The following is a 12,672-nucleotide window of genomic DNA, read 5'->3' as shown; positions in this document are numbered from 1 at the left end:
TCTTATTACGGGTGCCAAATGCCCGCCAAGAATGAGATATCTAAATGAATCCAATGCCATCGATTCCGCAACAAGTCATTGAAGATGCTTGTGAGTGGGCAATTATGCACGGTGCGTCGTACTTTTGAACAGTTGAGCTGTCAGCTTTCATCGGGCGATAATCAACGCCTGCTATTGAAAGATGTCGGAGCTGTCGATGTGGTGTATCTAAGAGCTGGCTACCAGTATTCAGATTACTGGGCTCCAGAGCTAAATGAATCGGTGTGTTGCCATACGTTAAGTCAGACTCGCTTGTTTATGGAGCAACACCATGTCGCAATGAACGCGACTATCAGCCAGCAATTAGCGACCAGCAAAACCATGCAAATGCTGCTGACCATGATGTCAGCAGCAGAATACGCCCGCTGGGGTTTAACGCGAGAAGAAGCCGAACTGGTCAAGAGTGTTCTGGCTGATATGAAGCCTATCACCAATGAAGCAATTGAATGGTTTAACACACAAGCTGATAAGCAAGAATGGGAGCTGAAAAACCAAGGTGAGGGCGGTGGTCATTGTGTCTTTGGTGACGACATCAGCGAACAACTGAGCCAGCTTAAACCAGAAGAGTACGACGCGTGGGCATTGATGCAGCGCTTGTACCCGCATGAACGTGACGTGCCGACCATTGCAGTGCGTGACACTCACCAAACGCTCGTGACAGACTTAGTCAGCGAAGTGGGTTTGTTCACCGTTTACTTCAAAGGTGAACCAGTAACAGAGCTAGACGGCTACGCGGGTTACTTGATCCGCAGTAAACCTGCCAGCGAAAATGAAGGTGGAATCCACAGTGGCAGAGGGATTCTCGATTCGTTGGTGTTGATTGATTAGTTGAATCGGCATTAAAAACCAGAACTCATGTTCTGGTTTTTTGTATCTGAGCTCAGTAAAACTTCAGAGTTTGGATAACAACAATCACGCCCCTAACTTGGTAAAGGCCAACGGGGTTTGTCCAGTTTGCTGTTTGAAAAAAGCGATAAACGCACTGTTGGATGAGAACTCTAGCAGATGAGCCACATCAACGACTTGTCGGTTTTCTGAGAGCAGTTCAATCGCTTTAAACAAGCGCCATTGCTGTCGCCACTCTTGGTAAGTCATGCCTGTTTCGGCTTTGAATAATCGAGTAATCGTTTTGGTGCTTGCGCCAACCGAGTTCGCTAATGTCGAGAGGGCTGGGGCAAGAAAGGAAGCGGTTCGGACTTGTTTGCAAAAGCTTTTAAAGCGGCGATCTGTCGGTAGTGGCAAGATAAACGAGTGTTGGTTAGCACTGTAAAACTCTTCCCAGAATAGGTTGGCGGTATTGGTGGTTTGCTCGCGGGCAACGTCCCAATCCCAGAAAGCCATCTTATTGATCAGGGCTTTTAAAAGCTCATTCACTTCCACAATTTCAATCGCTTCTGGGCAGGTGTAAATACTGCTATCAAAATAGAGCGACCGATAAGCAACCACATTGGTCATCTGCGCGCGATGTTTGGTATAAGGCGGGATCCACACGGCTTTAGTCGGCGGCAAAATGCAAATGGCGTTTTCTAAGGTCAAGGTGATGCAACCCTGCGGAGCATACAGCAACTGTCCTTTTACGTGGTGATGTATTCCTGAGTCATGCTGACCTAGCTCTGCCGCAATCCCTATTACGGGCGCAGGTAAGCTGTCTGCATCAAACTCAATGGTTTCGCTGATTAATGCCATTTGTCCCAATCTTGTTGTTTTTGGTTTTAATGTTGTTAACGAGCCAAGGTTAGTTTCCCCTAGACTCCTCGTCAAGTTCACTGGTCTTGGAAAAATGATGAAAACAAAACCTTCTTTATGGCAAATGGTGCTATTGCTGATGTTCCCTCAAATCGCAGAAACCATCTATAGCCCGACTCTGGATTCAATATCGAAATCCTTTGATGTGAGTTACGCACAAGCGGCGCAAACCCTCTCGATCTACTTCTCAGCGTTTGCGCTCGGTGTTGTGGTATGGGGCATATTGGCAGACAAATGGGGGCGCCGACCAACCATGTTACTGGGCATGGGGTTATTCGCTTGTTCAGCACTCATTGCTATGCAAACCAATAGCTTTGTTTGGTTGATGATAGCCCGAGCCATGGGCGCTTTCGGGCTTGCGGTTGGCTCGGTTGTGACACAAACCATGTTGCGCGATGCCTTTAGCGGCGCGGAACTGGCCAAGGTGTTTGGTTACATGGGGATGGGGCTGTCGATTAGTCCAATCATCGGGCTGCTTCTTGGCGGTCAACTAAGCCAAGCGGGCGGGCATCAATATGTGTTTATTGCCTTGTTTATTATGGTGTTAGCGTTGTTGGCACATAGCCTATGGTCATTGCCTGAAACGCAACAATCTAAGCAGCCATTGCAGTTAAAGTCACTCAGTATTCACATGATCAAAGATAGCAATATATGGATGTCTGCGTTGCTGGTTGCGTCGTTCAATATTGCACTGTTTTCCTATTATCAATTGGGTTCATTTGCCTTCATTCAACTTGGATTTAGCGTTGAGCAGTTTGGCTACAGCGGCATTGTGCTTGGGTTCGGGACTCTGTTGGGAAGCTTGGTGAACAAGACATTGTTGAAGAGACAAGTGTCTTCAATGTCTCTGATTGGTATCGCAGCAGGGCTTCAAACATTAGGTGCGGTGGGTGTGTATTTTTCACAACACACGATCTGGTTCTTGCTTCCAATGATGTTGGTGGTTATGGCGTTTGGCATTGCGATTCCCAATGTATTGAGCCGAGCGTTGGTACGTTACCAATCTCAAGCAGGAAGTGCAGGCGCACTGTTTGGTTTGATGTATTACACCTTGATCGGCTCAGGGCTCGCTTTAGCGGGAATGCTCCAAGATCTAGGTGTAGTGTTGGTACTTTGTGGCGCGTTATCTGTTCTGGTGACGATACGCAGTCGACTCCAGCTTAAACGCTAAGTCTCTCATCTGTATTGATAAATTCCGTGTCCTGTTTGGCGCGGAATTTATCATTTCTTGGTTTGTAAATTTGGATATTGACAGGGGTAGAGTGATCGTTCTACTCTGTAGGTAGAACAATCATTCTACCCTTTGTCGGGTATTGAGAGAGCACTATGTTGAGAGAACAGATTGCAGCAAGCTTAGAGGTGGCATTTAGCCAGCAAGGTTTTGCTGAGCCGAGCGTTGCACAGCTGAAAACGGCGTGCGATGTAAGCCTAAGAACCTTGTATAAACATTTCCCTTCAAAAGAAGCGATGATCGTTGGTGCCTTGGAATATCGACACCAACGCTACTTAGATTTCTTGTTGGAAACGTCGCCTGAAAAGGGGCTCGCATCGGTTACTCATATCTTCAACAAGCTCCAACAATGGTTAGAAGAGTATGCGCCACATGGGTGCATGTCGATGAATGCGATGGCCGCGTTTCCCGATAATGAGCTTATCAGCCAAGCGGTTACACAGCATAAAGAACAAGTTCGTTTGCTAATAGGCAAGCAGAGCCTGCGAGAGGATCTCGCGACACCACTGTTTTTACTTCATGAAGGCGTATCAAGCGCGTGGCCAGTATTAGGCGAAGAAGCGGTGGCATCAGCACAGAATATGGTGACAAAATTACTCGAGGAAACACGATGAAATTCGAACTACCGAAAACAATGAAAGGCGTAGAGATGTTGGGTCACGGTGGAGCAGAAATGCTTGGCTACCGCGGAGATATCGCGGTTCCTCAAATCGAACCTAATGAAGTGCTGATCAAAGTCATGGCTGCAGGCGTTAATAATACTGACATCAACACGCGAATCGGTTGGTATGCAAAAAGTGATGATTCAGACGATGCCAGTTGGTCGGGTGAAGCGTTGAAATTCCCTCGCATCCAAGGTGCCGATGTGTGCGGTTTTATTGTAGCTGTTGGTAACGAAGTCTCGGCTGATCGTATTGGTGAGCGTGTTCTGATTGAACCTTGTTTAACCGAAGTGTACGGGCGAGATCTACCACAGCCATGGTATTTCGGCTCTGAGTGCGATGGCGGTTTTGCTGAATACACCAAAGTAGCAGCTAAGCACGCTTACGCGGTGAACAGTTCTATGTCGGATGTTGAGCTAGCGTCTTTCCCATGTTCTTACTCAACAGCAGAGAACATGCTAACTCGTGCCAATGTGGCTGAAGGTGATCGCGTGCTTATCTCAGGTGCATCGGGCGGTGTGGGCTCTGCGGCTATTCAGCTAGCAAAAGCTCGCGGCGCGTATGTTATTGCCATCACTAGCCCAAGCAAGAACCAACAGTTACTTGAACTTGGCGCTGATGAAGTGATTGCCCGTGATGCAGATTTGGTTAACGCGCTAGGCGAAAGCAGCGTGAATGTGGTGATCGATTTAGTTGCTGGTGACAAGTGGCCAGAGTTTCTTGAAGTCCTAAAACCGCATGGTCGTTATGCTGTGTCTGGTGCGATTGGTGGTGCAATGGTTGAGCTTGATGTGCGAACTTTGTATCTCAAAGACCTCAGCTTTTTTGGTTGCACGGTTTTAGAACCGCAAGTATTCCAAAACTTGGTTAATCGTATCGAGAAACAGCAGATTGGCGCCATCGTTGCAGAGTCTTATCCGCTAGCCGATATCCATAAAGCGCAAGATGAGTTCTTAAAGAAAAAGCATGTTGGTAAGATCGTGTTGGAAGTGGCAGAACGCTAGTTTTAGTCAGCTTCACGGTTTAGATTGATGGAAGAGTGAGCAAGCTTTATTTGCTCGCTCTTTTTGTTCCTGGTGAATACTGGCGGGCATAGTTTCTCAGTCCGTTGAGTAACAGATCTTATACAGCTGAGAAATTAATGATTCATTTATCACTGTATGGTTTATGAGTTGCCTGTGCGATAATCACCGCCGTTATATATCCCGAACTGTTTGATAATCATCTAGGAGCCGTATTGATGTTTAAAAGGGTATTGCAGGCACTATTCTCACCTTTTGTTTATTCAAAAAACAAACCCTCTGCAGAGCCTGCCCAACAAGAGCAACAACAAACCGTTGCTACTGATTCTGTTCAGTCTTCAATCTTTGTTCCGCCGTCGTCCGCTCAGCCATCATCATTAATCGTCGATAAGACGCTTAGCCTTCACGATGGTGAGTTCCTTGATTATTTGTTTGGAGAGTCTCGCCTTCGAACGGAGTCAGACCCATTTAGTGATTTTGTCGCTTGCCAAATCGAACGCTTGATTCGCTCTCCAAAAGCCTTGCTTAATGAACTTCCAGTGATGCCAGCCTCTGTGACCACGTTAATGGGCGAATTACAGAGCGATGAGTTTGATGTCGATACTCTGTTAAGAGTGATTGAGCGCGAGCCGAGTATGGCTACCGATGTGATTAAACTGGCAAATAGCGCCTTTTACAAACGCAATGAAAAACAGGTTACCGACCTAAAAACAGCATTCTTAAATATGGGTTCTCAAGGGCTCGTTGAAGGGGTGGTGAATAGCTACATGAAGAACTTCACGCCGGGGAACAATATTTACTGGCGTCACTTCGGTGAGAAAATTTGGAATCACAGTGTTCAAACCGCGTCGTTTTCTAAGGAGTTGATGAAAGACTCTTCATCTCAAGAAGAGCAAGCAGCGGCGTATTTTGTTGGGTTAATTCGCAACTTAGGCAAGATGATCATTTTCCAGATGATGGTAGAAGCCTTCAAGCATGTTGATCCTTCTGTTCCACCTAACTCGTTAGCATTGAAGCGCCTGATGAACAGCTACTCCATTCGCCTGACTTACACCATTGCTAAGTTCTGGGAACTGCCAGAATCAGTGTTGACCGCGATTGGCTACCAAGAGTCGAGCCGATACGAATGCACGCCACTTGGTCAAGCTGTGTTTGAAGCTAACTACTTGAGTGAGCTGTGCTATTTACTGGAAGAACAAACGATTGAAGTCGAGCAATTTAAGCGCAGATGCAAAGAGACACTGATGTCTCCGGCTGCATACAAAGTGGCTAACCGTATCTATAAAGAGTCTGAATTATCGCTAGTGAGCTAACCCTTAGCCTATTCGACCTACGCTGTGACTGAACATAATGATTGGTTGCAGCTTGGTTGGGCTAGGTTGTGAAATACATTCAGCTACGAAATACGCTTACAAATGGCTAATCCACAGCTTGTCGAGCTCACACCAACCGAAACCATTTACTTGTGCGCCGTGTATCTTTTCAGAAACCTCTAAGTTGAACGCCTCTTGCTTGAGCTCAGTCACAACCCCAGATTCATGCAACCAATGCCGGAGCGACAACAGTGCATTCATCGCTAACTCAAAGTTGGGCTGGTTTGTTATTGAGGCTAAGCCTTGTTCGATTGTCTCTAGCATCTCAGAAGGTAAAGTTAATTCCTCAAACGGGAAGCGAGTGAAAAAGCTTAACCACGAAGTGAAGGTGTTGTTCTCATCAATAATACTGCACAGCGCGACGTCTTTGGTAGTTAGGTAGTGAGTTAGGTAGTGCCCATATTCCACGCTGGTTTGTGGTCGCCAGACACTGACAACTGATCGAAAAGGGCTTGGCATTCAGAGGTGTCTTCAACGGTGAACTCACGAACGGTTGAAGACAACATCGGGCTTTGAATCTTAAAGAAGGTTGAGCCGAAATCCGGTTGGGAAGAATGGTCATCGCCACGCACGGTGGTCGTCTTCTCGGGCAGTTTCACGCACACCTGATTTTGAGCGCAGGCTTTGCTCTGTGCCCATTCCTGATAGACCCACAACTCGACTCGATTCAGAATCGGCGTGCTGTGTGAATAGGCGCTATTGCGGCTCAATCTCAACATCTTGCTTGAGAAGATGTCTAATGAGAACGCGCCAGATCCAATCAGCCTATCAGTCGGTGATGAGTGATCGAATACGGAGGCTTCAGCCCTAGCAAGTAGGCGCGGTAAATGCCAATCAGGTTGATTCAACTTTACGACAACCACATTGCCTGCCGAGACAGAGACCTCATCAATATGCTGATAACAGCGACGCCATATTTTGCTTTGGCAGAGCGAGTTAAGGTTGCGTGCTATGTCTTGAGGTTCGAGTGTTCTTCCGTTATGAAAGTGAACACCATTGCGAATCTGAAAGTGCCACTGTGTCGCATCTTGATTAGGCTGCCAATGATAAGCCAGATCGCCGCTGAGTTTGCTGTGCTTAACGGAGGTTAGGCGTTGGCAAACTTGCATAACTAAGAAACGTTCGGTGCGTCTAAGCACGCGTTGAGGGTGAAGCGCTTCGAGTTCTCGGTGAAACGGGATGTACGCGATATTCTGCGTCGACGGATTGGTATTGCTTAGAAAGGCTTGCAACTCAGTGCCAGCATTGCGGCCGTTGAAGCTCAAGGTGCTAAACACCTGTTCTATGTTGCCTGCGTCAGCTTGGGTTTGTGCGTATTGGTAACACGCCTCAATGGGTTCAACCAGACACGTGAGTTGTGCCTTCTTGCTGCGGCCTGAGCTAGCTTGCCACTCAATCCAGCCTTGTGCTGTCATCGCTTTGAGTAAGGTCTGAACGTGACGTTCACTCACGTGCAGCAGTGTGGCCAGTTGGTTGACCTGACAGTGTGATACTCCAGGCCCAAAAGCCTGAAATATCTTTTCATACAGTTCAAGCTTACGCTTAAGGTTGCCCAATTTGCTTTTCCTAACGACGAGGTTGAGTTAAATGTGAATAGCCAGAATCAATCAGTGCGTTTTCCATCGTATCGAGAACTCGAGGGGTTATCTCTGAGCTTAGGATATTCGACTCAGTTTTGCCTTGAAGCACCAAATCTGAAAAATGGTCGATTTCAAATTCGAACCCATTGCCCGTCACTCGTTTGTTGATGGTCGACTTCTGCCCTTGATGTTCAATCTCAATAAAGGCCGGATTCCACCATTTTTCGTGAATGGTGATCTTAGTATCAGGCCCACTCAAGTGCGCTGTTCGGGGAAGGTTTTGCACGGTTGATGCCGATATCTTACCGTTCATATCACCAGAGAAGGTAAAGCATGCATCGGTATCAACATTCGCTCCCTCATAAAGACACGACATCTCTACCTGAGGTTTTGAAGGGTTTACACCCAGCGTTCGGCACAGATCGTAAAAGAACCAAAGCCCATAGACCCCAACATCGAGTGTTGCTCCGCCTGACAAATCCGGATTGAAGATAAACAAATCGGGCTCATAGTCATGATGGTTACCAAAGCTGGCTTCGATGGAATCTATCTGAATGTTGTTATCGACCAAGAATGATTGGAGCTCACGATACGCGGGAAACACCACGGTTTTCATCGCTTCTAACAGCATCACGCCATTTTGCTTCGCGAGAGCTTTCATCTCAAGCCAGTCAGCAAGGTTGGTAAAAGCCGGCTTCTCGACCAATACGTGCTTGTTATTCTTCAGAAACAGTTCAGCAAGTGGCTGGTGGTATGGGTGAACCGTAGCGATGTAAACCGCTTCAACACTTGGGTCATTCGCCATCTCTTCATAAGAACCATAAGCCTTGTCGCAAGCAAACTTGTTGGCGAACGTGGCTGCGCGTGAGTGATCTCTGGCGGCAACCGCATCAAGCTCACCATGCAGAGAGTGCTCTGTGACTGCGGTTGCGAATCGATTGGCGATATTGCCTAGCCCTGCGATGCCCCATTTTATTTTGCGTTGCGTGTCGCTCATCAGTTGCTCCAAATCGTTGTTTTGTATCAGTGTACTCAGAGACGCCACATACAAATAGAGAACAGATTTCTCAACCTGTTTTCTATTTATTTTATTCTAGTTGAAGCTCAGGATTAGCTCTGTATTGAGTGTTTCCAATCGGCTAGGGCTTTAATGTGTTTTGGCCCGATGCCACAACAGCCACCGATAATATTCGCGCCCAGTGCATGCCAGCGTTTAGCGTAAGTTAAGTAACCTTGGCCATCCAGCTCACGCATCTCCTGAAACATATCATTCGCTTCATGTTCGTTGCTGATAGGCGCAAAATTGTTGGCATAGACACCAACTTCTAAATCACTGCCTAGCTCATCGATCACTTTCTTGGCATCGATAATGGCTTGATCCATCACTTCAGGCACTGAGCAGTTAAACATAATACCTGTCGCATTTGATTGGCAGGCAAGTTTGATGGCGTCTGTTACGCTCTCACCAGAACGAATGTTTGCAAAATCACTCTTGGTGTCTTCCAAACTGAATGCGTAGTAACACGGCTTATCTGACTGCTTAAGTACCGCATGAATGGAATCGAACTCTTGCAGGCTACAGATGGTTTCCGCTATCCAAAGGTCGATGTTTGGATCTTGGGCATCGTAAAGGGTTTGAATGATTGGCGCTGCCTCTTCTACCTTAAATAAGTCTGGTCGGTAGCTGCCAAATGGCGGTGGAATCGCGCCTGCTACTTTCACTGTGTGGGTAGCATTGTCTGCAACTGCTTTAGCCAGCTCACCAGACAGTGTGGCTAGTTCAAAGCCTCGCTGCTCGAACAGCTCTTCACCCAAGTGAAAAGGCACACAGGCGTAGCTATTGGTGATTAGGATTTCAGCACCTGCATCGACAAAGTTTTGATGTGCTTGGCTAACAAATTCGGGTGCTTCAATCAGCGCTTGAGCACTCCAAAGTGGTTGAGAAAATGGCGCGCCAATTTCTTTGAGTTCTCGGCCCATGCCGCCATCAAGTATGGTTAGTGTTTTCATATTCAATACTATCTAAACAATTGCTGAAGTTCTGCCGCCACCATAGCAGACAACCTTGTCAGACAGAAGCCATCAAGCCAAGGTTCAACTATCGATGAGGGAGTTTCGTTATAAGCCGTCTAGCGGGCTAGTCGTGCCACTAAAGTGTTGCCCAATAACGTGAGTGTAAATCTGAGTTGTCTTAACATCACTGTGCCCCAGTAGCTCTTGAACCGTTCTGATATCGGAGCCTGACTTTAGAAGTTGCGTAGCAAAACTGTGCCTGAAAGTATGACAACTAATTCGCTTGTGGCGCAATTTATTAGAGTTAGTCGCCTTCTTCAGCGTTTTTCGGAGTACCGAATCATGTAGGTGGTGTCGGCATACGATCCCCGACTCAGAGTGTTGAGTGACGGATTTTGATGGGAATAGGTACATCCAAGCAAGTTGTCGATAGGCACTAGGGTATTTTTTACCTAATCGGTGAGGCAAAGATGGCCCAAACCCATTCAAGTTATCTTTAGCGAGCAGAACTGCAACTTGTGAAATTTTGTCTTGTATAGCTTCAGTGAGTGAAAAACTTAAAATTGTCACTCGGTCTTTATTTCCTTTCCCATTGTGAACAGTGAGAGACCCTTGTTTTAGATCTATATCTTGTACTCGAAGCCTCAGGCATTCCGATACTCTCAAACCTGAACCATACAACAAGCGAAAAAACAGTTGATATTTAGGATCTATTTCATTGATCACCGAGATAGCTTCCGCATGATTGAGTACGCTAGGAATTTTTCGAGGCCGAGTCGCATAGCTAAACCCTAAGTCTCCTAGAGGTTGCTTAATAAATTGATTGTATAAATAGGCTAGAGCATTGAGAGCTACCTTTTGAGTATTGATGGCTACTTTTTGTTGATTAGCTAAATGAGAAAGAAAGGAGACAACTTCAGCGGCATGCATCTGTTCAGGGTGTTTAAGCTTATGAAAATGAATGAAGTATTTTATCCAGTAACAGTAGGCTTTGATTGTCTTGCGACTATAGCCTCGCATCGTCATATGTTCGCAAATTGCCTACATGAATTGACTCGCCATATATTCCCCTCACAAAATCTGTACATACAGACAGTTTATTGCTTGTTGAATAATTAATGACTTAAAAAAGAGTGGTTTTTAACTCTGATTGAGCACGAATTTAACGAGAGGCTTATTTTAAATTATTGATTATACTGCAAATTTATGGGTGGTTAAGAATGAGGCCGAGCGTTACATAGTCGGCAATATGTGCTTGCACGTTTTCACACTTATTGTTTAGACCCACTTTTATATTAAATGCATAGCATTCAGTTGGTTATGAGTGACCTTTTTGATATGTTAAGCGGATGGATTCGTGCTTGCACAATATTAAAATGTTATATGCTTCAAGGATGATGATGAAAAAAGTAGTACTTTCAATATATTGCTTAATGGCGTTTAGTCAGGCTAATGCTGACGTCAAGCTAGACTTTCCCTTCAAGAAAAAGTTTGAAGTGTATGAGATTAGCGGGAATAGTGTTGAAGAAATTGAGCGTTCATTTAACGCTAGACCTGAGTTTCTCGTAAATGAAGGCTTTGACGGTTACACCGCGTGGAAATACGACTTCCATACGGATGATGATTCTTGCGAAATTCATGAATTTGAGCTTGAAGTTACCTATACACTTCCGAAGTTCGAAATGCCTAAGACTTCAGATGAGTCAGCTGAGGAGTTTCGTCCATATCTTGAGAAGCTCTATCGTCATGAACAGATTCATTGTGCGCTTGCAGTTAAGTCGATGCACGAAATGTATTTAGCCTTCAAACGAGGGCAGCGTGGAGGGTGTAGTAGCGCAAATGATAGAGTCATTGAGCTTGAAGGTGATTTGGTGGAAAGTAATGCTCTGTTTGACGTTTATACGTCGCATGGAGAAATTGAATTAGCAGAGTCTCCTTTTGGTGAGGGGCCTTACTTGAAAATATGCGAAATACCTTTCGCGCCAATGTCACCACGCATATAACAATAAATTTAAGAGTGATTCACAACGCTCGGCGCTTTCACTTCAAGCAAGTTTAGTGTTTATGGCGCAATGCTTTAGGTAGGGTTGTTGGCGTTGTTCACACCTTAATTTGGCGTTAGCCGAATCTATTAATCCGATATGTAATATTGTTTCTAAGGGGTATTTATGAGTCTTATATCAGTCAAAGTGAGTTCGAAAGCATTAGAGCATATTCGTTCTTCTACTAGTAAGAATCAAGAGCAGATGGCGCTTAAAGTTATATCTGGCGACCTATTTCATATTGTTGATACTATAAATAAATCTCGTAAAGTTCAATTAACAATGGCAGACCAATTAGCTCTCACTTTAGGTGATACTTCAGCAATTTGGCGTGCTCATCAGGAAGATGCAACCGACTTTGACATATTGTTTAATATGCTAAGCAGTAAGCCAGATAAAGAGTTTGTTTTCTCTTATAAGTTGATCGGCTAACAAGAGCTTTAAACGGAACTAAAACAGTGGGTTAGGTTTCGCTTCGCTACACATTTTAACCCACTATTTTAGTCCGCTTAAGCAGGCGTTATAAGTCACATGGAGTTTGATTTAGTATGAAGAATAGAGAGTGCCCTAATTGTCAACAGAAGATTTCACTTAGTTGGTTTTTATTTAGTGGAAATAGGACAAAGTATCGCTGTACCCAATGTTCAGCTTTGATCGAATGGACACCAAGACGCTCCTATTTAGGCATGTTTGTTGGCGGTTCATCAGCGCTGAGTTTTACATTACTTGAATCGTTGATTCCCTCAATGAGTATACGAGTGATAATGATGTTAATTTTGGCAGTCATACTGGCATTTTTAGTACCGAAGCAGTTCAGAATCATTGACGAAAGTGCCTTATAACAAGTCATTTAAACGGAACAAAAACAGTTGGCCGTCGCTTCGCGATTTTAGCCAACCATTTTTGTCCGCTTAATGAGGCTACATGGATTCCCCCGGTTGTCAAACATCCGCTAAACTTATGT

General features: G+C 45.3%; 10 protein-coding genes and 2 pseudogenes. 7 read left to right on the top strand and 5 right to left on the bottom strand.

The annotated features are described in order from the left end of the window. Positions 1-108 precede the first annotated feature (108 nt). A pseudogene (locus A6D97_RS03730) lies at positions 109-867 on the top strand (glutathione synthase); the annotation flags it as partial. Positions 868-951: 84 nt separating this feature from the next. Here the strand turns inward: A6D97_RS03730 and A6D97_RS03725 are convergent. Then, positions 952-1,725 carry a helix-turn-helix transcriptional regulator gene (locus tag A6D97_RS03725; RefSeq protein WP_017065211.1) on the bottom strand — a complete coding sequence of 258 codons (774 nt, stop codon included), beginning with the start codon at positions 1,723-1,725 and terminating at the stop codon, positions 952-954. Between the two features lie 97 nt (positions 1,726-1,822). On the opposite strand from A6D97_RS03725, the gene A6D97_RS03720 reads away from it, so the two are divergent. From A6D97_RS03720 to A6D97_RS03705, 4 genes are all read left to right on the top strand, one after another. Continuing rightward, the gene (locus A6D97_RS03720; RefSeq protein ID WP_065583852.1) at positions 1,823-2,956 is read left to right on the top strand and encodes a multidrug effflux MFS transporter; all 1,134 of its coding nucleotides are present in this window, start codon (positions 1,823-1,825) and stop codon (positions 2,954-2,956) included. Positions 2,957-3,111: 155 nt separating this feature from the next. Beyond that, positions 3,112-3,630, top strand: coding sequence for a TetR/AcrR family transcriptional regulator (locus tag A6D97_RS03715; RefSeq protein WP_065583851.1), 519 nt, complete (start codon positions 3,112-3,114; stop codon positions 3,628-3,630). Continuing rightward, a complete protein-coding gene (locus A6D97_RS03710; RefSeq protein WP_065583850.1) occupies positions 3,627-4,682 on the top strand; it encodes an alcohol dehydrogenase family protein in 1,056 nt (351 codons plus the stop codon). The genes A6D97_RS03715 and A6D97_RS03710 overlap by 4 nt, the downstream gene beginning before the upstream one ends. A 236-nt stretch (positions 4,683-4,918) precedes the next feature. Next, a complete protein-coding gene (locus A6D97_RS03705) occupies positions 4,919-6,013 on the top strand; it encodes an HDOD domain-containing protein (protein ID WP_065583849.1) in 1,095 nt (364 codons plus the stop codon). A gap of 96 nt (positions 6,014-6,109) precedes the next feature. On the opposite strand, the pseudogene A6D97_RS03700 reads toward A6D97_RS03705, so the two are convergent. From A6D97_RS03700 to A6D97_RS03685, 4 genes and pseudogenes are all read right to left on the bottom strand, one after another. Continuing rightward, positions 6,110-7,629: pseudogene (locus tag A6D97_RS03700) on the bottom strand (SgrR family transcriptional regulator). 10 nt (positions 7,630-7,639) lie between these two features. Then, entirely contained in the window at positions 7,640-8,650 is a 1,011-nt protein-coding gene (locus A6D97_RS03695; protein ID WP_065583848.1) for a Gfo/Idh/MocA family oxidoreductase, read from the bottom strand. Between the two features lie 113 nt (positions 8,651-8,763). Then, positions 8,764-9,663 carry a homocysteine S-methyltransferase family protein gene (locus A6D97_RS03690; RefSeq protein ID WP_065583847.1) on the bottom strand — a complete coding sequence of 300 codons (900 nt, stop codon included), beginning with the start codon at positions 9,661-9,663 and terminating at the stop codon, positions 8,764-8,766. A 108-nt stretch (positions 9,664-9,771) separates the two neighbouring features. After that, positions 9,772-10,692, bottom strand: coding sequence for an integron integrase (locus A6D97_RS03685; RefSeq protein ID WP_065583846.1), 921 nt, complete (start codon positions 10,690-10,692; stop codon positions 9,772-9,774). Between the two features lie 374 nt (positions 10,693-11,066). Here A6D97_RS03685 and A6D97_RS03680 point away from each other — a divergent pair, with 374 nt between their 5' ends. Together A6D97_RS03680 and A6D97_RS03675 are read left to right on the top strand one after the other, a co-directional pair. Further along, the gene (locus tag A6D97_RS03680) at positions 11,067-11,669 is read left to right on the top strand and encodes a DUF922 domain-containing protein (protein WP_065583845.1); all 603 of its coding nucleotides are present in this window, start codon (positions 11,067-11,069) and stop codon (positions 11,667-11,669) included. A gap of 165 nt (positions 11,670-11,834) precedes the next feature. After that, positions 11,835-12,140 (top strand): hypothetical protein, encoded by a 306-nt coding sequence (locus A6D97_RS03675; protein WP_017067214.1) that lies wholly within the window; start codon positions 11,835-11,837, stop codon positions 12,138-12,140. The last annotated feature ends 532 nt before the right edge of the window (positions 12,141-12,672 follow it).

Origin of the sequence: Vibrio sp. ZF57 (assembly GCF_001691235.1) — a bacterium.
In the GTDB taxonomy this organism is placed as follows: domain Bacteria; phylum Pseudomonadota; class Gammaproteobacteria; order Enterobacterales; family Vibrionaceae; genus Vibrio; species Vibrio crassostreae_C.
This window is presented reverse-complemented; position numbering and strand designations above follow the sequence as displayed.